Origin of the sequence: Hyalangium minutum (assembly GCF_000737315.1) — a bacterium.
Lineage (GTDB): Bacteria > Myxococcota > Myxococcia > Myxococcales > Myxococcaceae > Hyalangium > Hyalangium minutum.
This window is the reverse complement of record NZ_JMCB01000008.1, coordinates 38,472-58,792: the sequence shown is the minus strand read 5'-3', so window position 1 is coordinate 58,792 and position 20,321 is coordinate 38,472. Positions and strand designations below refer to the sequence as shown.

At 68.8% G+C, this 20,321-nt stretch carries 12 protein-coding genes; 9 read left to right on the top strand and 3 right to left on the bottom strand.

The features are described from left to right. Window positions 1-95: 95 nt before the first annotated feature. The gene (locus DB31_RS21495) at window positions 96-1,214 is read left to right on the top strand and encodes a prenyltransferase (protein ID WP_157232101.1); all 1,119 of its coding nucleotides are present in this window, start codon (window positions 96-98) and stop codon (window positions 1,212-1,214) included. A 150-nt stretch (window positions 1,215-1,364) separates the two neighbouring features. Beyond that, on the top strand, window positions 1,365-3,359 hold the full coding sequence (gene agmC / locus DB31_RS21490) for an adventurous gliding motility protein AgmC (RefSeq protein ID WP_044190971.1): 1,995 nt from the start codon (window positions 1,365-1,367) through the stop codon (window positions 3,357-3,359). Between the two features lie 108 nt (window positions 3,360-3,467). Here agmC and DB31_RS46690 read toward each other — a convergent pair whose 3' ends face one another. Next, entirely contained in the window at window positions 3,468-7,511 is a 4,044-nt protein-coding gene (locus DB31_RS46690) for an immunoglobulin-like domain-containing protein (protein WP_169787084.1), read from the bottom strand. A 199-nt stretch (window positions 7,512-7,710) separates the two neighbouring features. Here DB31_RS46690 and leuS point away from each other — a divergent pair, with 199 nt between their 5' ends. The 3 genes from leuS (at window position 7,711) to lptE (ending at window position 11,344) form a co-directional block, all read left to right on the top strand. Beyond that, on the top strand, window positions 7,711-10,209 hold the full coding sequence (gene leuS, locus DB31_RS21480) for a leucine--tRNA ligase (protein WP_044190969.1): 2,499 nt from the start codon (window positions 7,711-7,713) through the stop codon (window positions 10,207-10,209). A gap of 117 nt (window positions 10,210-10,326) precedes the next feature. Then, window positions 10,327-10,779 (top strand): hypothetical protein, encoded by a 453-nt coding sequence (locus DB31_RS21475; RefSeq protein ID WP_157232099.1) that lies wholly within the window; start codon window positions 10,327-10,329, stop codon window positions 10,777-10,779. Between the two features lie 49 nt (window positions 10,780-10,828). Next, complete coding sequence (gene lptE / locus DB31_RS21470; protein WP_240486801.1) at window positions 10,829-11,344, top strand: LPS assembly lipoprotein LptE; 516 nt, start codon at window positions 10,829-10,831, stop codon at window positions 11,342-11,344. 46 nt (window positions 11,345-11,390) lie between these two features. Here the strand turns inward: lptE and rpsT are convergent, their stop codons facing one another. Together rpsT and mazG are read right to left on the bottom strand one after the other, a co-directional pair. After that, complete coding sequence (gene rpsT, locus DB31_RS21465) at window positions 11,391-11,666, bottom strand: 30S ribosomal protein S20 (protein ID WP_044190966.1); 276 nt, start codon at window positions 11,664-11,666, stop codon at window positions 11,391-11,393. A 92-nt stretch (window positions 11,667-11,758) separates the two neighbouring features. Continuing rightward, on the bottom strand, window positions 11,759-12,934 hold the full coding sequence (gene mazG / locus DB31_RS21460; RefSeq protein ID WP_044190964.1) for a nucleoside triphosphate pyrophosphohydrolase: 1,176 nt from the start codon (window positions 12,932-12,934) through the stop codon (window positions 11,759-11,761). Between the two features lie 181 nt (window positions 12,935-13,115). Here mazG and DB31_RS21455 point away from each other — a divergent pair, with 181 nt between their 5' ends. From DB31_RS21455 to DB31_RS21440, 4 genes are all read left to right on the top strand, one after another. Next, window positions 13,116-15,317, top strand: coding sequence for a tetratricopeptide repeat protein (locus DB31_RS21455; protein ID WP_240486849.1), 2,202 nt, complete (start codon window positions 13,116-13,118; stop codon window positions 15,315-15,317). Window positions 15,318-15,329: 12 nt separating this feature from the next. Further along, window positions 15,330-16,502, top strand: coding sequence for a DUF4388 domain-containing protein (locus DB31_RS21450; protein ID WP_044190959.1), 1,173 nt, complete (start codon window positions 15,330-15,332; stop codon window positions 16,500-16,502). A gap of 86 nt (window positions 16,503-16,588) precedes the next feature. Continuing rightward, a complete protein-coding gene (locus DB31_RS21445; RefSeq protein ID WP_044191452.1) occupies window positions 16,589-17,674 on the top strand; it encodes a PhoH family protein in 1,086 nt (361 codons plus the stop codon). A gap of 108 nt (window positions 17,675-17,782) precedes the next feature. After that, entirely contained in the window at window positions 17,783-20,308 is a 2,526-nt protein-coding gene (locus DB31_RS21440; RefSeq protein ID WP_044190958.1) for an HD family phosphohydrolase, read from the top strand. Window positions 20,309-20,321: the final 13 nt, after the last annotated feature.

The window sequence follows — 20,321 nt, the reverse complement described above, 5'->3', positions numbered from 1 at the left end:
TTCAGGAGTTCTTTGACAATAGAAGAATTCTATTTCACCATTTTAATCGCTAATTCTCTGATTCAGAGAATTGCCGTCGTCAGGAGGCCCTCACAGTGAATCATCTCCCGATGCCCATCCATGGTGGCGAGGTGGTGGCTGTTCCACCCGCGGCTTCACTCAAGCGCAGCTTCATGCTGCTGGTTCGCCTGGGGCGGCCGAAATACCTCCTGTACAGCTGGGTTCTTTACACGCTGGGTGTGGCTGCGGCGGTCTACCTGGGGCACACGCCCTCTCTGGCTTCGTACGTGCACGGGCAGCTGTTCGTCTGGTGCGTCCACCTGATGACGCACTACTGCAACGAGTACTTTGATCTGCAGGCGGACCTGGCCAACCCCGCGCCCACCGCGTGGACGGGGGGCAGCCGGGTGCTGGTGGAGGGCCTGCTCAAGCCGTGGGTGAGCCTCACGGCGAGCTGTGTCCTGTTGTGTACCGCGCTGCTGCTGATCCTGGCGATGCCGGCGGAGGCGCAGTACGCGGCGCTGATCGCGGTGCCGCTGGGGTGGTTCTACACGGCGCCTCCGTTCCAGTTCAATTATCGGGGCCTGGGTGAGCTGACAGTGACGACGGGGCTCAACGGGTGCGTGCCGGTGATCGGCTACACGCTGGCCTCGGGCGAGTTCAGCTTCTTCCCCTTCCTGCTGCTGCTGCCGGCCTTTCTGATCCAGTTCGTGCGCATGACGATCATGAACCTGCAGGACTACGAGGGTGACATCCTCGTGGGCAAGCGCACGCTGCCGGTGCGCCTGGGCCCCCGCACGATCGTCCACATGCACGCGGTGGTGCAGGCGGTGGCGTATCTGATGGTCATCCCCGGCGTGCTCTGGATGGGCGTCCCCATCTGGGTGGGGCTGGGCGTGATGGCCAGCTCGCCGGTGGCCGTGTGGCACGTGGCCCGGCTCTATCGCGGTGCCCACAAGGATCCGCGCACGGCCAACAACGTGGTGTTCTGGGCCTCCACGCACTGCTCGCTCGTGGTGGTGGGCGTCTACGTGGGCCTGCTGATCGACGGCTACGTGCAGGGGCGCTTCGCCCAGCTGGGCGGCGTGGCGGACCTGTTCCTCCTGCCAATCGTCATCTACACCTTCATCCTCGCGCGGCAGATCCGCAAGAACCGCCCGAAGGCCGTGGTTGCGCCCAAGGCGACCGTCGCCGAGCTGGTCCGCGCGGCCTGAGCCACACGGTGGCGCGCTTGCCGCGCACGTCGTTCGAGGTGGTCGCCGTCACGGGGCTGTGGGCTGGGGTGCTCCTGCGGACGTTGAGGGGGCTGCGCCGCCGCCCGCACCTTCCTCGACCCTTGTGAGGGGGTGGGGCAGCATGCCCCCATGCGGAACACTCTTTGGGTGGCGGGACTTCTCTGGGCCGGTGGTGCGGGGGCCGAGCCGGATACCTTCGGACTGGGCACGGGGCGCAGAGGCCTTCTGCGGGTCACGGCGCAGGACACCGTGGTCAACCGCTACGCCCAGCTCACCGCCAGCGCGCCGGCGGGGACGCAGGTCCTGACGCTCTCGGATGCCAGCGCCTTCTCGGCGGGCGACCTGGTCCTCCTCCATCAATCCACGGACCTGACGCCGGCGCCTGCCTCGGGAGATCCATCGCAGATCCGCCTCGATGCGGCGAACCCGGTGGGCCAGTTCGAGTACGGGCGCGTCGAGGCCGTGTCTCCGGGCGTGCTGCGGCTGACCGCGCCGCTGACGAACGGCTTCCCCGCCAGGGTGACGCAGGTGGTGAGTGTGCCCGAGTACACGGACGTCCAGGTGCTCGCCAACGGCTCGCTCCGGGCGGCGCCGTGGGACGGGAGCGTGGGCGGCATCCTCGCGCTGTTGGCCACCGGCACGCTGAGCAACAACGGGCTCGTGTCGGTGGACGGCGCCGGCTTCCGGGGTGGGGTGTACCTCAACCACGCGGACCGTGACGGCTGCGCGGGGCTCGACGAGCCCTCGGCCAGCGGTGGCTCCTATAAAGGAGAGGGGCTGGTGGCCGGGCGGTACGGGACGGCCTCGGGACGAGGCAACGTGGCCAACGGCGGGGGCGGCGGTAACTGCCACAACTCCGGGGGGGGCGGTGGAGGCCATGCCGGCATGGGCGGCACGGGGGCTCGTTCTTCTGACGGGGACCGGGACGTGGGTGGCCTGGGCGGAGCGGCCGTGGTGTACCTGCCCTACGAGCGCCTCGTGTTTGGCGGGGGCGGCGGCGCGGGCGAGGGCAACAACAATTTAGGAACCAGCGGAGGCGCGGGAGGTGGGCTGATGCTCCTGCGCGCGGGGGCGGTGGTGGGGACGGGGCGCTTCAGCGCGAAGGGCGCGTCGGTGCCTCCTACGTCCGGGACGGGAGATGACGGTGCGGGCGGCGGCGGTGCAGGCGGAGCCATCTCCTTGAGATCCGCCGCGGGACTGGCCTGCGGCGCTGCGGACGCCTCGGGGGGCGCGGGCGGAGACACCGTTCATCCCGCGTACCCGATTGGCCCGGGCGGTGGCGGCGCTGGAGGCGTCGTCTTCCTGCAGGGACAGCCCCTCACGTGTCCCGCGGTGGTGCTCGCCGGGGCGGCGGGGCGATCGTCGGCGACGGGCGACAGCCGGGGCGCGGGGCCGGCCAGCTTGGATGGTGGAAGCGCGTACGGCTCGGCGCAGCAAACAGTCACCGGGGTGCGAACGCTCGTAACGCCCACGGTGTCGCAGCCAGTGAATGGAGCGGTCGGCGTGGCGCCGCGTCCCCGCTTCGAAGGGGCGGCCGAGCAGGGCGTCCAGGTTCACCTCTTCCTGGATGGGACGCCCTACGTGCAGGTGCAGGCGAGCAGCCCCGATGGCGGCTTCGTCTACACGGCCCCCATGGAGCTGACGCCTGGAGCACACGAGCTTCGCGCATCCGCGGAGTCCCTGGGGCTGTACAGCCCGCTCTCCGCGGTGACCCGCTTCGACGTCGCCGAGCCGGCGATGAACCCCATCCTCGTGTCTCCCGCGCAGGGCGAGCAGGTGGATCCCACGCCCCTCCTCACGGGGACGAGTCCCTTGGGCGTCTCGGTTCGCCTTCAGGTGGACGGAGCCGAGGTGGCCCAGGTGCCGTTGGATCAGGCCGGGCGCTTCTATTACACGCTCACGCCCGGTCAGGCGCTGGCACCCGGTGAGCACACCGTCACGGCTCAGGCGCTGGAGACGGGAGGCAGCACTGGCTTCTCCTCCGCGCCCACGACGTTCACGGTGGTAATGCCCGGAGCGCTCGAGGTGGGCTGTGGCTGCGAGAGCGCCTCGGGCGCGGGGCTGGGCGCCGTGGCGCTGATGCTGGGGGCGTGGGCGCTGCGCTCGCGCCGCCAGAAAAGCTGAAGCCCCCGCCCCGGTCCGGAGCGGGCTCCGGTGGGGCGAGGGCTGTGCTCAGCATTCAGCTTCGGGAGGCCGAAGCGGGAGCTCTCAGTGGAGCTCCCGCCTCATCCCTCACGGGCAGATGTCGCGGTCGTTGAGCGGGTTGATGTGGCCCTCGGCGTTGCCCGTGAAGGACTTCGCGTAGATGCCGCCATCCCAGCTGCCGTTGTTGAAGTTCACGTCCGCGTAGGGCGCCAGGACCGTGCCCCAGAAGCCGAAGCCCGAGGCGGTGATGCTCGTGGTGTCCACGAAGTTGAACAGGACGCCGTGCTGGTCGATGCCGCCGCTGAACTGGATGCCGAAGTTGGTGAACCGGGCCGCAGAGCCGCGGATGTTGACCACCACCAGCGAGCCGGCCGGCGCGTTGATCTGCCAGTACACCGCACCGGTGAAGGCGCTGGCGCTGATGTCGAACACGTTCACCGTGGAGCGGTTGCCCGTCATCGAGATGCCACCCCAGCTCTCGCGGCGGGTGGTGCCCGTGGCCGTCATGTTGGCCAGCTGACCCGTCAGGCCGCGCAGCTCGCTGAACTTGGCCGCGAAGTCGATCGGCGTGCCCTGGCGGCGGACGCCGCGCGACTGCGACACGCTCTGGTCCGCGGTGAGCGTGCCACCGTACCAGGCGTCGCCGCCGATGGAGCCGCGAGACAGCGACAGGTTGCCGCCCGCCACCAGCGTGTTGGAGAGGTTGGAGGACGGCAGGCCCATGCCGACGGAGAAGTCCGTCATGGAGATGTTGCCGCCCGCCGCCACCTTGCCCACCACGTCGTGGCCACCGGTGTAGTTCTCCTGCAGGAACAGGTTGTAGTCACCCAGGCGGATGTTCGTGCACGAGTTGGTGGAGCAGGGGCCGACGGTGAGCATGCGCACCGCGGTGCCCACGTTCCCGGAGGCGTCCGCCACGCGGTAGGTGACGTTGTACGTACCCGAGCGCGTCTGGTCGAGGTTGCTGGTGGTGGTGATGGCCGAGCTCAGATCCCCACGGCAGGCGTCGTTGGCCGTGGCGCCCAGCTCCACGTAGGGCGTGCCGTTGCACTCCAGGGTGGAGGGACCGGGGCGCGGCGTGATGACCGGCGCCTGGGTGTCACGCACCGTCACCGCCCGGCCGCCCGAGGCGGAGTTGCCGGAGGCATCCGTCACCGCGTAGCTCACGGTGTAGCCGCCCGGAGCGGAGGTGTTGACGTTGCTGGTGGTGCGGATGGCGGAGTTCAGGTTCCCGGCGCAGACGTCCGAGGCCGTGGCGCCCGCATCGTTGTACGCCGTGCCACACTCGACCTGCGCGTTGAGCGAGCCCTGCACCGTCAGGGTCGGCGCCAGCGTGTCGCTGACGTTCACCGTGCGGCTGACCGACGGAGCGGCCTGGCCCGCGGGATCCGTCACGTTGTAGGTGAGCGCGTAGGTGCCCGGGGCGCTGGCGTTCACCGAGCCGCTCCGCGTGATGCGGGCCGTGACATCGCCGAAGCACGCATCCTGAGCCAGGGCGCCGGGGTCCTCGTAGGAGGAGCCGCACTCCAGAGACTGGGTGGCCGGGCCGTTGAGCACCAGGGTGGGCGGAGCGCTGTCGTTCACCGACACCGTGCGGGTGGCGGTCGAGGTGGCCGAGTTTCCGGACGGGTCCACCGCCGAGTAGGTGATGGTGAAGCTGCCCGGCTGGTTCGGGTTGCTCGTCTGCGTCGCGGTGACCGGCACCGAGCCCGCGCAGGCGTCCGAGGCCGTGGCGCCCAGATCCACATACGTGGAGCCGCACTCATACGTGGTGTTGAGCGAGCCCTGCACGGTGATGGCCGGCGCCCGGGTGTCGGCGACGGTGACCGTGCGCGTCGCCGAGGCGGTGTGGCCGCGGCCGTCGTTCGCGCTGTAGCTGATCGTCTGGGGACCCAGCTGCCGGTTGTTCACCGAGCCGGTCGACGTGACGGCCACCGAACCCGCGCACAGGTCCTGCGCCGTGGCGCCCAGATCCGTGTAGGGGGTGGCGCACTCGAGCTGCAGCGAGGCCGGGCCGTTGAGCGTCAGGGCGGGCGCCAGCGTGTCGCTCACCGTCACCGTGCGAGAAGAGGTGGCCGTGCCCACGTTGCCGGACGGATCCACCGCCCGGTAGCTCAGGGTGTAGGTGCCCGGCTGCGAGGCATTGACCGAGCCCGTCGCCGTCGCCGCCAGGGAGGTCGCGCACTGGTCCTGCACCGTGGCACCCGGGTCCGTGTAGGCGCTGCCGCACTCCACCGCCTGGTTCAGGGCACCCTGCACGGTCACCGTGGGCTTGAGCGTGTCCCTCACGGTCACGGTGCGGGTCTTGAACGCCGCCGCGTTGTTCGACGGGTCCCGCGCGTCGTAGCGCAGCGTGTAGGCGCCAGGCGCCGAGAGGTTCAGCGCGCCGGACCGCGTGGCCGAGATGCTGTTCACGCACTGATCCGAGACCGCGGCCCCGGGGTCATTGAACGCAGTGCCGCACTCCGCGGTCACCGAAGCCGCGCCCAGCAGCGTCAGGGTCGGCGCCAGCGTGTCCGCCACGGTGACGCTGCGCGTGGCCGAGCCCTGGTTGCCAGACCCGTCCGTCGCGGTATAGGTCAGGCTGTAGGTGCTGGCCTGGGCCATGTTCACCACACCCGAGCGCACCGTCGGCAGGGCGCCCGAGCAGGCGTCCTGACCGGTGGCACCCTGATCCGGGTACACGAGGTTCCGGTTGCACTCCAGCGTGTGGCTGGCGGAGCCGTTGAGCGTCACCACCGGCGGCGTGTTGTCCACCACCGTCACCGTGGCGTTGCACGTGGACACGTGGCTCTGGGCATCGCGGCAGGTCAGCGTCACCGCCGTGGTGCCCAGGCCGTACACGCTGTCCGGGCTCTGCGTGCACGACACCAGGTCATTGTCCGGGTCGTAGGAGCCGTTGTCGACGCTCGCGTACACGCCGCAGGTGTACCCGGCCGACACCACCGCGTCCTTGCAGCGCGCCACGGGCGGGTTGCTCGGTGGCGGCGAGGAAGGGCCAATCAGCTTGCAGGCCGAAGAGCAGTTGCCCAGGGCGCCGGCGGAGCTGAGCAAGCGGCCGTTCTGGTTGCCGTTGTCGCACTCCTCACCGAAGTTCGCGTCCACCACGCCATCGCCGCACCAGTTGTTGCGGCACGTGTACGAGCAGGTATCGAGCGGGTTCTGGCCCTGCACCGCGGCCTGCCCGTTCCACCCGTCGCCCATGTCGCACTCCTCACCGGCAGGCGAGTAGTCCGACAGGCCGCAGCCGGCGCTCAGGGTCGACGCCCCGCGCACGAGCAGGTACGGCGTGCCGTTGTAGCTCGTCTCCTGCTCCGGGTTCTCCATGTAGTCCGTGTAGGACTGCTGGCCCGGCAGCGAAGCGCCGGAGGTGTTCCGCGCCACCGCCACGAAGGAGAAGTTGCGGTCGGGGTACTGGGTGAACACCGAGCGCGCCACGCACCCGCTGGACGACAGCTGCGAGTCCGAGAGGTTCCGGGTCATGATGCCGGTGTTCATCTCGAAGATGTGGCCGGCGTTGGCGCAGGCCTGCAGGCCCGACACCTTGAAGACGCCGAGCGGCTCGAGCAGCTGCACCGCCGTGTTGGGTGCGGCGCTCTGGTAGGCGCAGCCCAGCGAGACGTACATGCCCGTGCGCTGCTGCGGCGAGTCCAGCGCGAACGCGATGGCGTTCTCCAGCATGTGCGGCGTGCCGTTGCTGGACAGGTTGGTGCTGGCCAGCGCCACGGTGCCGTCGATCATCGGGCCCCAGACGTTGCGGGTGTCCACCGCCGCCTGGAACGCCGCCGTGCCGCTCTGGCAGGCCGCATCGCCGATGATGATCGCCCGATACGACATGAACTGCTGGGCCGTCATCGCCCGCCACTGCTCCGCCGACACCACGTCAACCTGCGTGCTGGGCGACAGCGCCGCCACCGCCTGCGCCTCGCGGCTCTGCGCTCCGCCGCTCACGCTGCTGCCCAGGATGAGCACCTTGTCGGTGCTGGCCAGCGCCTGGATGGCCGTGTGAGTGGCCACCGTGGTGGCCTCGGCCTCTGGTACGGCGGACAGTTCGGAAGGCTCCTCGCCACATCCCGTCACCGTCATCGCCGCGGACAGCAGAACTGCTCCCCAACTAACCCTGGATGTCATCGATTCCCCCGTGGTGCGCAAGGACCCCCGACAGGTCCTGATTGCTCTGGGTACAGGGAAATCATGACTCCCAGGATGAACAGTGGCAAGCGAAAAGTTCATGAAGGCTGTAAGGGACCGATGTAGGAGTTTCCCTCGGTTCCAGAGGGCGCAGCCTGTTGCGTCACGAGCGGGCGTCTCGTAAGAGGCGCACCGACCTATGGCGATGAACGAGCGCTACGAGCCGCAGACGATCGAAGGAAAGTGGCAGATCCGTTGGGAGCAGGAGGGCGTGTTCCGTGCGGGCACGCGGCCGGGAGCTCCCAAGAAGTACATCCTCGAGATGCTGCCGTACCCCAGCGGGAAGATGCACATGGGGCACGTGCGCAACTACCTCATCGGGGACGTGTACGCGCGCTACTTCCGGATGAAGGGTTACGACGTGCTGCACCCCATGGGGTGGGACGCGTTCGGGCTTCCGGCGGAGAACGCGGCCATCAAGGACGGCGTGCACCCGGCGGTGCGGACGCAGGAGAACATCGACTCGTTCAAGGCGGAGATCCGCTCGCTGGGCTACAGCTACGACTGGACGCGCGAGGTCAACACCAGCCAGCCCGAGTACTACCGGTGGAACCAGTGGTTCTTCATCCAGATGCTGGGGCGCGGACTGGTGTACCGCCGCTTCAGCAAGGTGAACTGGTGCACCGGCTGCCTCACCGTCATCGCCAACGAGCAGGTGAAGGAGGGCGTGTGCGAGCGCTGTGACTCGCCGGTGCTGGACAAGGAGATGCCCGAGTGGGCGTTCCGCATCACGAAGTACTCGCAGGCGCTGCTGGACGGGCTGGATGAGCTGAAGGAGTGGCCCGAGCGCATCACCAGCATGCAGCGCAACTGGATCGGCCGCTCCGAGGGCGCCGAGGCCGACTTCACGGTGAAGGGCAGCGAGGAGAAGATCCGCGTCTTCACCACGCGCATCGACACCATCTACGGCTGCACGTACGTGGTGCTGGCGCCGGACCACAAGCTGGTGGCCAAGGTGACGACGCCCGAGCGCCGCGCCGAGGTGGATGCCTTCGTGGCGAAGATGGCGGCCATCAGCAAGACGGACCGCACCGCCGAGGGCGCCACGAAGGAGGGCGTCTTCACGGGCGCGTACGCGCTCAACCCGTTCACCGGCCAGCCGGTGCCCATCTGGATCGCCAACTTCGTGCTGTCCGACTACGGCACGGGCGCGGTCATGAGTGTGCCGGCCCATGACGCGCGCGACTTCGAGTTCGCTCGCAAGTACAGCCTGCCCATCCAGGTCGTCATCCAGCCGGCCAAGGGCGACAAGCTGCCCGAGGGAGACAAGCTGGAGGCGGCCTCTACGGAGTACGGCGTGCTGGTGGACTCGGGCGAGTACACCGGGCTCACCTCGGAGGAGGCGCGCCGGAAGATGGCGGCGAAGCTGGAGGCCGAGGGCCGCGGCAAGTTCACCATCACGTACCGCCAGAAGGACTGGGGCTTCAGCCGCCAGCGCTACTGGGGCACGCCCATCCCCATCGTCTACTGCGAGAAGTGCGATCCGGAGCGCCGCGGCATTCCCGTACCGGTGGATCAGCTGCCGGTGCGCCTGCCGGAGATCGACACCCAGGCAGTGCTCACCGGTAAGGGTGAGCCGCCGCTGGCCAAGGTGGCCTCGTGGGTGAACACCACGTGCCCCAAGTGCGGTGGTCCGGCCCGGCGCGAGGCGGAGACGATGGACACGTTCGTCGACTCCTGCTGGTACTTCGCGCGCTACCTGTCGCCGCACTACGACGCGGCGCCGTTCGATCCGGCCGAGGCCAAGCGCTGGCTCCCGGTGGACGTCTACGTGGGTGGCCCCGAGCACGCGGTGATGCACCTGCTGTACTTCCGCTTCTGGACGCGGGTGATGAAGGAGCTGGGCTTGTCGCCGGTGGACGAGCCCGTCACGCGCCTCGTCACGCAGGGCATCGTGAACGGCCCGGACGGCCGGAAGATGTCCAAGCGCTGGGGCAACTCGGTGGCACCGGCGTCCATCGTGAGGAAGTACGGCGCGGACACGGCGCGCACCTATGTGCTCTTCGCGGGCCCGCCCGAGCGCGACTTCGACTGGTCCGATGCCCAGGTGGAGGGCGCCTTCCGCTTCCTCAAGCGCGTGTGGACGCTGGCCGCCACGCACGAGGGCGTCGTGGGCTCCACGCACTCCGGGACGTACGAGGGCAAGGCGCTGGAGATCCGCCGCGCCGCGCACAAGACGCTGAAGCGGGTGGGGGAGGCCATCGAGCGCCTGTCCTTCAACACCGCCATCGCGGGCGTCATGGAGTACATCAATGTGCTCTACGGGGTGGGCACGGTCGAGACGCCGGCGGAGAAGGCAGCCATGGCCGAGGCCATCCGGCTGCTGGCGGTGATGCTCACGCCGTTCGCCCCGCACATCGCCGACGAGCTGGCCGAGGCCTACGGCTCCAAGGTGCTCCTCGTGAACCAGGAGTGGCCGGCGTTTGATCCGGCGCTCGTGGTGGATGACGAGATCCCCTACGCGGTGCAGGTCAACGGCAAGCTGCGCGCGGAGATCAAGGTGCCCGTGGACGCGGACGAGGCGGCGGTGCGCGCCGCCGCCGAGGCGGACGAGCGGGTCAAGGCGGCCATGGCGGGCAAGACGCTGCGCAAGTTCGTCTTCGTCCCGAAGCGGCTGGTGAACTTCGTCGTCGGCTGATCGGAGGGAGCCCCGGTGCCGACCGAGGTCCTCGTCATGTGTACGAGGTGCCGGAGGCCGCAGCCGGCCCGCCGGGGCCCGTGTGCGGTGTGCGGCGAGCCGCTGCCGGATGCCCCCATGCCCGGGGGCTCCCCACCGGATGCGGCCTTCCTTCGGCTCGAGGGCCGCGCCGGCCGCTCCATCGCGGGCGTGGGGAACGCTCTGCTCTATCAGGCGGGCCCTCGCGCGGCTCCCGTGACCCTGGAGCTCGCGCGGATCGAGACGGTGCGGCTGCAGCGTCGATCGAACATGTACTTTCTGCCCCTCGCGGTGGCGAACCTCGTCGTCCTGTACTGGGTGCGGCCGTCCTTGCTCTGGCTCGGAGTGCTCGTGCTGTGCTTGGGGCTCCCCATCTACGTTCTGAGCAATTGCCGCCTTGTGGTGCGCACGCGTGAGGGCCAGGAGCTCCGGTGGTTTCTGGACGCGCTGTGGCCCGGCTCCCGGCGGTGGCGCGCGCTGGACAAGGCTTGGACCGAGGCCACGCAGGCGCTGGCCTCGCGCGGTATCTCCGTCCAGGGCCCAGAGCGCTAGGTGGGCTCGGGCGCTTGACCGGCGATCGCAGCCCGATACTGTGAGCGCCATGGCTCGGCTCTGTGTGGCGCTGGCGGCGGTGCTCGTGGCGGGACTGGGGTGCGGCTACCGCTTCGTGCCTCGCGAGACGACGCTGCCCGAGGGCGTGCGCTCCGTCTGCGCCCCCGTCTTCCAGAACGAGACCCCCGAGCCGGGCCTGGAGACGCTCTTCACCCAGGCGATGCGCCAGGAACTGCTGCGCGTGGGGACACTGGGGGATGGGGGCATCTGCGAGGCCCGCCTCGAAGGGGTGGTGACGAACGTGAACAGCTCGCCGACGATCGTCACCGAGCCCACACCGGAGACGCCGGCGCAGCTGGCCAGCTACCGGGCCTTCGCGGAGGTGCGCCTCCGGCTGCTCAAGGGCGAGCAAGTCCTCGCGGACACGAGCGTGTCCGGCACGGAGGACTACCTCCCGGGCAGCGGTGATGTGCTGGAAGCCGAGGCCAACCGCCAGGCCGCGCTCCACCGTCTCTCGGAGACGCTGATGCGCGAGGCCTACGAGCGGCTGGCCCGCAACTGGTGAAGCGCCCGCGAGGAGCGCTTCGGAGCAGCACAGGACAGCGGCAGGATTACTTGGTCGCGGCCTTGGAGGCCTGGGCGGCCTTGGTCAGGCGGGCGATGCGGCGCGAGGCGTTGCGCGGGTGAATCACGCCCTTGGAGGCGGCCTTGTTCAGCGTGCGGATGGCGTCCTTCAGGGCGTCCGGGGTCTTCGCCGCGTCCTTGGTCGCGATGGTCTCGCGGGCCTTCTTCAGGGCGGTCTTGACGGTGGTGCGCACGGTGGTGTTGCGAGCGCGGCGCTTCTGGGCCTGACGGTTACGCTTCTCTGCGGACTTGGTGTTCGCCAAGGTAATCTCCAACGGACTGCTGTGGAATCCTGAAACCTGAAAAGAGGGGGGCGTACCTACAGCGAGGTCCCCCGAGCGTCAAGGTGCTCGTTCTACGCGGTGTAGTCCCAGAGCAGTCCGGCCGGGTCCCGGAACCGGATCCGTGAGGGCTCGGCCGTCTGTACTGCCCCCGGGTGCGAGGCCTCCAGTGCCTCCCGGAGCCGCTTCAGCGCCCGATCAGACGGTGCCCCCAGGGACAGCGTGGGCGCAGCGCCTGCGGAGGCTCCCGAGCCCGCTCCTGGAGCGAACTCCAGGCGCAGGGCCCCATCGCCGTAGTGGGCCTCGCCCGGAGTGCCGCGCTCGCTTCGCCAGCCGATCAGCGGCGCCACGGTGTCCCAGAACGCCTTCTGCGCCTTCACGTCCGGCACGGAGAACCGCAGCGAGGTGAGCGGCGCCCGGGGCAGGGAAGCGGGGGGCGGCAGGGCCTTCTCCGCCTTCTTGGCTGCCTGCCAGTGTCGCTCCATGTGCTCCAATGTGGCCTCACCTAGGGGGACGCCCTCGGCCTTCAGCGCGGATTCAATGTGCTGGAAGCGGGTGATGAAGCGGCGGATGGCCATGCGCAGGGCGTCCTCGGGCGGCGTCTTGAGGAAGCGGCCCAGGTTGGCCAGGGAGAAGAGGACATCGCCCAGCTCGTGCTCGAGCTCGTCCCGGTTGCCGGAGGCAATGGCCTCGTCCAGCTCGCGCAGCTCCTCGTCGAGCTTGGCGCGCACGCCCGCGACGTCCGGCCAGTCGAAGCCGATGCGGCTGGCCTTCTCGGTGAGGCGCTCGGCGCGCAGCAGGCCGGGGGCGGCGGTGGGCACGCCGTCGAGCACCGAGCCCTCCCGGCCCGTCTTGCGCTTCTTCTCCTCGGCCTTGAGCTTGGCCCAGTTGAAGAGGACCTCCTCGGAGCCCTTCACCTCGCGCTGGCCGAAGACGTGGGGGTGGCGGCTCTCGATCTTGTCGCTGATGGCGCGGCAGACGTCGGCCATGGTGAACTCGCCCTTCTCGGCCGCCAGCTGGGCGTGGAAGACGATCTGGAAGAGGAGATCTCCCAGCTCCTCGCACAGCGAGCGCCACGGCCCGCCGTAGGCCACCCGGTCCATCTCATCGAGCACCTCGAAGGTCTCCTCGACGAGGTAGGGGCGCATCGAGCGCAGGTCCTGCTCCCGGTCCCAGGGGCAGCCCCCATCGGCCCGTAGGCGCTCCATGATCCGCACCAACCGTTCCAGCTCCGACCCACTTGCGCTCATGTGTGGACCAACCTCCGAACCGGCCTGGTCTCTGCCAGGGCTTGGCTGCTCGATCCCCGGAAATGGCCGCCTACCCGGTAAGCCAGGGGGCGGGAGGGGGGCGATTGCTTTCGCCGTTCGGGGGCCTCGCCTATCATCGAAAGTCCGGATGCCTCACTCCTTTTGTTCTCGTCTCCTCCCGGTGCTCTTCTGCCTTTCGCTGCTCACGGCCGTGAGGGCGAACGCGCAGATCGACACGCCCACGCCTCTCCAGGAGGTGGATCCCGACGTCAGCTCGGACAGCGACTCGGACGACTCCGCCTACGAGGATGAGGATCCGCCGCCCAAGAAGAAGAAGAAGGGCAAGGGCGCCAAGGCCCAGCGCGACGAGGAAGAGGAGGCCGACCCCGACGCTGAGGCCGAGGCTCCGCCTCCGCCGGATCTGAAGAAGCCGGGCACGCCCGCCTCTCCCACCCCGGTCCCGGCACCGGGAAGCCCGGAAGGGACTCCAACGGGAGTGCCCGGCACGGCCACGCCCGCGAAGCCCCCCGAGCCGACCCGGGCGCCTCCGCCGCCCCTGCTGGCGCCGCGCATCTCGGACGCGGATCTGCTGTTGGTCTGGAATCGCTGGAAGGAGTCCCGGCAGAAGGGAGACGCGGCAGAGGCGGAGAAGGGGCGCATGGCCCTGCTCCAGCTGCGAGACGAGGTGTCCGCGACCGATTTCGACGCCTTCAGCGTGAGCTTGCTGAGGGAGTCTCAGGAGAAGCTCAAGGCCAAGGACACGGGCCGGGCCATCAAGCTGGCCGAGGCCGCGGTGTCGCTCTCGCCGAACCTGCCGTACGCGCACTTCGCGCTGGCGGATGCCTATGCGCGCAACAACCTGGGCGCCGTGGGCAACTACGTGGGCGAAGTCCAAGCGGGCGTCAGCGCGATGGTGAAGGATCCTCGCTTCTGGCGGCCGGCGCTGGCGAACGTGGGGGCCATGGCGCTGCTGGCGCTGCTGGCCACGGCGGTGGCGGTGGTGGGCGTGCTCTTCGGCAAGCGGCTGCGCTACATCCTTCATGACTTCCACCACCTGTTCCCGCGCGGGCTGGGCCGCATCCAGTCCATCGCGGTGGCGGCGGCGGTGCTGCTCACGCCGCTGCTGCTGGGGCTGGGGGTGGTGCCGGTGCTGCTCGTGCTGTTCGCGGCGACGGCGCTCTACCTGACGGTGACCGAGCGCGCCGTGGCGGCGGTGCTGCTGGCGCTGGTCGGGGCCATTCCTCTGGCCGCGGGCCAGCTGGCCGGTGTCACCGCTTTCGCGGGCACGGTGGCCGAGGACGTGTACCTGCTGGAGCGCGGCGGCTTCACCGGCGATGACGCGGCGGCGCGGGTGCTCGAGCGCCAGGCCAACAAGGAGGCCACCTTCGCGGAGCTGTTCGCGCTCGGGCGCTACCAGGCCCGCCGGGGGCAGCTCCAGGAGGCCGCCTCGGCCTACAAGGCGGCGGCGGCCCTGAAGCAGCGCAACGCCCTGCTGCTCACCAACTACGGCAACGTGCTGCTGGCCGCCGAGGACATGGAGGGCGCCACGCGGCTCTACCAGGAGGCGCAGCAGGCGGATGGCTCGCTCGCGGCCGCTCCCTACAATCTGGCGCTGCTCTATCGGCACCAGGCCCGTGGGCTGCCGGATGCCCAGGTGGGCGCCGCGCTGGAGCGCGCCAAGCAGACCATGGATGTGGCGCAGCGGCTGGATCCCGACCTTCTGCAGCGGGATCTCCCCAAGGACGACCGCCTCCTGGTGAACCTGCTCCTGCTGTCTCCGACGCTTCCCATGGGCGAGGTTCTGGCCCTGGCGGATGGCTCGACCTCCAGCGAGCGTGTGGAGACCCAGCTCGATCGCGTGCTGCTGGGGGCCTCGGGCATGGTCGCGCGCGTGTACCCCTTCGTCTTCGCGCTGATCTTCTTCGCGTGGGGCTACGCCCGGGACCGGCTGGTGGCGACGAAGTCCTGCGACAAGTGCGGCCGTCCGGTGTGCCGCCGCTGCGATCCGGAGCTGGGCCGGGGCGCGTTCATGTGCAGCCAGTGCACCAACGTCTTCGCCCGCAAGGGCGTGGTGCCCGAGCAGCTCCGGGCCCGCAAGCAGGCCGAGGTCCAGCGCCACCAGACGTGGATGGGCCGGTTGGCCCTGGCGCTCGGGGCACTGATATCCGGAGCGGGCCACATCTTCTCCGGGCTGCCCATCCGCGGGGCCATCTACAGCTTCTTGTTCCTGCTGGCCCTGTCCGTCGTGTTCTTGCGTGACGGCTTGTTCCCACCCCCGTATGGCGAGGCTCCGGTGTATCTGAAGATCCTCCCGGCCGCGCTGCTGATCCTTCCTCTCTATCTCTTGACGCTGCGCGGGCTGCGCAAGCGCCAGGCGGAGTAGTGCCGAAACACCATGGCTCTTCAGGGAACCCTCAAGGACTTCGGAATCGCCGACATCCTGCAGCTCATTGGCCAGCAGCAGAAGACAGGGCAGCTCTGCCTGGCCAACAAGGAGCAGGAGGTCAACATCTTCTTCAAGGACGGCAACATCGCCCGGGTGGAGAGCGTCACCCGTAAGAAGAAGGACCTCATCGGCAGCATGCTCGTCCGGGCCGAGATCATCACCGAGGCTCAGCTCGACGAGGCGCTGGAGACACAGCGCCGCACCTTGAAGCGGCTCGGGGACGTGCTCGTCTCCAGCGGCGCCATCACCGCCGACCGCTTCAAGAAGATGATGCAGTTGCAGGCGACGGAGACCATCTACCGCCTCTTCAGCTGGGACGCGGGCACCTACGAGTTCAAGGCGGAGCCCGTCGAGAACGACTCGGAGGCCATTACGCCCCTGCGTGCCGAGTCGGTGCTGATGGAAGGCTTCCGGATGGTCGACGAATGGCCGGTGATCCGAAAGAAGATCAACCGGTACGAGACGACCTTCGAGACGCTCAAGCCGCTGCCGCCCCCTCGCAAGCAAGAGGTGGACTTCGACGCGGCCTTCGATGACGCGTTCGCGGAGAAGAAGAAGGACGAGAACAAGGGTGACTTCGCGTCCGTGGGCGACTCCGAGCGCGCCGTCTACGAGAAGGTCGGTCCGGGCCGCGACGTCCGGAAGCTGATCGACATCTGCTGCCTGGGCGAGTTCGAGACCTGCAAGGCCCTGCTCAACCTGATCAACCTGCAGTACATCAAGCCCTCCTCGGCGGATGGTGCGGGGACCACGACCGAGCGCAACGGCGTCATCCAGAAGGTGGGCCGGGGCCTCGGCAACCTCAGCGCCAGCATGGCCGCCCTGGGTGCCATCCTCTTCGTGGTGGCCCAGCTCTCGGGCGCCATCTCATTGGCCAGCACGCCTGCCTCCACGTTCTCCGACCCAGCGGCCGAGCGCTTCATCTCCCGTGCCCAAGTCAAGCGGATTGAGGCCGCGCTGGAGGTGTTCCGCCTGGAGCGGGGAGAGCTGCCCGAGAAGTTGGATGCGCTGGTGGAGGCCGGGCTGTTAAAGCCAGAAGAGCTGCGTTACCCCTGGCGGGAGCAGTACTATTACCGCCGGCTGGCTGCTCGGGAGTTCGTGTTGCTGCCTCCCCTCCAGTAGCCCGCTCGCCTGCCTCCCTTTCCCGGGTCAGGGGCCGACGTTACGTTGAGTCCGGGATAGTGAGCTGAATGGAGGAACGGACCTACTTGAGAAACCCTGCCACGTTGGAAGCGCCCGCCGTCCGCCCCACCTCTGCCAAGGTCGATGTTCAGGACAATCAGACCGCCTTGGCGCTGTGCGGCAACCAGAATGAAAACCTGAAGTTGATGGAGCGGCGCCTCGGCGTGCGTGTGGGACAGCGCGGCACCGAGCTGCTCCTGTCCGGCCCTTCGGATGCGGTGGCCTTCGCTGTGCGCCTCGTGGAGAACCTCGAGGAGATGATCCGCGCCGGACGCACCGTGTACCGCGAGGACGTGGAGCAGGCCATCAAGGTCCTGGGCCGCGGCGGTGCCGAGTCCCTGGGCGAAGTCATGCTGGGCCCTGTCCTCAAGAGCTCCGGCAACCGCCAGATTGCTCCCAAGAGCATTGCCCAGAAGCGCTACGTGGAGGCCATCCGCTCCCACGACATCGTCTTCGGCATTGGCCCGGCCGGTACGGGAAAAACCTACCTGGCCATGGCCATGGCCGTCGCCTTCCTCCAGGAGCGCAAGGTCAAGCGCATCATCCTGGCTCGGCCGGCGGTGGAGGCGGGCGAGAAGCTCGGCTTCCTGCCCGGAGACCTGGCGGAGAAGGTGAACCCGTACCTGCGGCCGCTCTATGACGCGCTGCACGACATGATGGCGGGAGACCGTGCCTCGGCGCTCGTGGAGCAGGGCGTCATCGAAGTGGCCCCGCTGGCCTTCATGCGCGGCCGCACGCTCAATGACGCGTTCGTCATCCTCGACGAGGCGCAGAACACCACCGTCGAGCAGATGAAGATGTTCCTCACGCGCCTGGGCTACAACAGCAAGGCCGTGGTGACGGGTGACGTGACGCAGGTGGACCTGCCCGTGGGGAAGATGTCCGGCCTGAACCACGCCCGGTCCATCCTCCGGAACATCGAAGGCATCTGCTTCTCCGAGTTCTCGGAGGTGGATGTGGTACGCCACCCCCTCGTCCAGGAAGTCATCCGGGCTTACGACAAGTTCGAGGTGGCCAAGGCCGAGGCGTCCAAGGAAGCGGCTGCCGTCGAGGCGCAGGACCCCTCGGAGCCCGAGACGCCTGAAGTCGAAGAAGAGCCCATCGCCACGTGATTTCAAGGGGTTGGCCGTTTGGCCAGCTTCCTGGCGACCGGCGCAGGGGCCTGGAGAGGCCCTGCGTCCTTGATAGGGCGGTCCCGGGTTGCATAGGGTCGGGGTTCCATGGCCGAAACGGAACCCTCTACCCCCAGGCCGAGCCCCCTGGACGCGCTGATGCGGCGTCTGGGGGTGGAAGACAAAGCCTGGGGCCGCCGCCTGAGCCTCGCCGTGCTGTTGCTCGGGGTGTCCGTGGCCGCTGGCTTCGTCATCTCCCCCGGGCTCTACAGCCAGCAGATCCCCGCACTCACGGAGGCCTCGCTGGGCAAGCCCTTCCGGGCCAACTCGCCCGCGGGCTTCAAGGCGGGCCGTGACTACGAAGTCACTCACAGTGCAATGACGGATCAGCGGCGCCAGGAGGCCCGCAACTCCGTGCTGCCCGTGTATGACTTGAACCCCGCCGTCGTGGATCAGGTCCGCGGCTCGGTGAAGCGGGCCTTCGCGGCGATGCGCGTCCATCTGGCCACCCGGACCGCCGAGACGAGTGGCCCAGGTGGGGAAGGGGAGCCAGAGGTACGCAAGGACGGCGATGCGCGGAAGGGGGCGCCGGCGCCCAAGCCGAAGAAGCCCGTTCCGCCCACGCCCGAGGAGCTGGAGCGCCAGCGCAAAGAGCGCGAGGTGATGCAGGGCGACTTCCAGGAACTGCTCTTCCGCCAGCGGGACACGGCGGTGGAGGCGGAGGACTTCCTGGCGCTGCTGTCCAACGGGTTCTCCGAGGAAGCCGAGGCGGCCACGCTGGTGCTCCTGGAGCGCGCGTATGGCTCGGAGCGGGGGCCGCTCTACATCGCCGGCTCGCGCGAGGAACTGCTGCGCGAGGGGCCTCAGGGCATCACGGTCCGGGATGTGCGCCACAGCGGGGAGCAGATGCTGCCGGGCAACGCGGCGAACGTGATGGACACGCGCGAGGCCTACACGGAGATGGATCGGTTCGCGTCCATCCCGGGCAACCTGCTGCCGGACGCGCCGGGTATTCAGCGCCGGGCGGTGCTGCGGCTGGCCAAGCGGCTGGTGCGGCCGGATCTCACCATCAACATCGCGGAGACGAACGCGCGGCGCCTGAAGGCGGCCGGGGCGGTGAAGGATTCCATCATCTCCTTGAAGAAGGGGCAGCGCGTCATCGGCGACGGCGAGCTGGTGAACGAGACGCACCTCATCATCCTCAAGGGGATGCGCGCGCAGACGGACCAACTGGATCTGCTGCAGCTCCAGGTGGGGGGCACGGGGCTGGTGGCGCTGCTGATCTCGGCCTCGTTCGTGTTCTGCCGCACGGCGTTCCGGCGGTTCCGGCCTACGCGCAAGGATGGGGTGCTGCTGGGGCTCTGGCTGGTGGTGATGCTGGGGCTGCTGCAGCTCTGGGTGTCCATCGCTGACGCGGTGCAGGATCGCTACACGGCGCTGCCCATCGAGGCGCTGTACTACGCCTTCCCAGTGGCGGCTGGCGCAATGCTGGTGCGCTTCGTCCTGTCCGAGGAGCTGTCGCTCTTCTTCGCCGTCGTGCTGGCGTGCCTGGCGGGGGTGATGCTGGGCAACTCGCTGTCGTTCGGCGTCTACTCCCTGGTGGGCGCGCTGGTGGCTGCCGACCGGATCACGCGGGCGAGAGACAGGGTGGGCATCTTCAAGGCGGGCCTCATCACCGGGATCGTGAACCTGGTGGCGGTGCTGTGCCTCTTCATGGTGGAGGGCAAGGGGCTCACGGGAGACACGGCGCTCACGGCGCTGTTCGCCTTCCTGGGCACGGCGTTCGCGGTGCCGGTGATGGTGATGGCGCTCACGCCGCTCATCGAGGCCACGTTCGGCTACGCCTCGGACATCAAGCTGCTGGAGCTGGCCAACCTGAACCACCCGGCGCTCAAGGAGCTCATCGTCCAGGCGCCGGGCACCTACCACCACTCGATCATCATCGGGACGCTGGTGGAGAACGCGGCGGAGGCCATTGGGGCCAACCCGCTGCTGGCGCGCTCGTGCGCGTACTACCACGACATTGGAAAGGGCCGGAACCCGCTCTACTTCGGCGAGAACCAGAAGGGCGATAACCGGCACGACACGCTGGCGCCGGCCATGAGCGCGGTCATCATCAAGCGCCATGTGACGGAGGGCCTGGAGATGGCGCGGCACTACCGGCTGCCCAAGCTGGTGGCGGACGCAATCCCTCAGCACCACGGCACGCGGCTGGTGGGCTACTTCTTCCACAAGGCGGTGAAGGAGCAGGAGGGCAAGGAGAACCCTCAGCCCATCGACGAGAGCATCTTCCGCTACCCGGGCCCCAAGCCCCAGTTCCGCGAGGCGGCGCTGGTGATGATCGCGGACGCGGTGGAGGCCTCCACGCGCGCCATGCCCGAGCCGAGCTCGCCGAAGCTCCAGGCGCAGGTGCAGAAGATGATCAACCTCATCTTCTCCGAGGGCCAGCTGGACGAGTGCGATCTGACGCTGAAGGACCTGAACCGGATCGCCGGCTCGTTTCTCCACACGCTCGAGGGCATCTACCACGCCCGTCCGCAGTACCCGGCTGGAGCGCTGGCGGGAGGCTCGAAGACGGGCCCGCTGGTGGTGGCGTCCTCGTCCAAGCAGGATGGCAAGATCCGCAGCGCCTGAGGCTGTCCCCCCG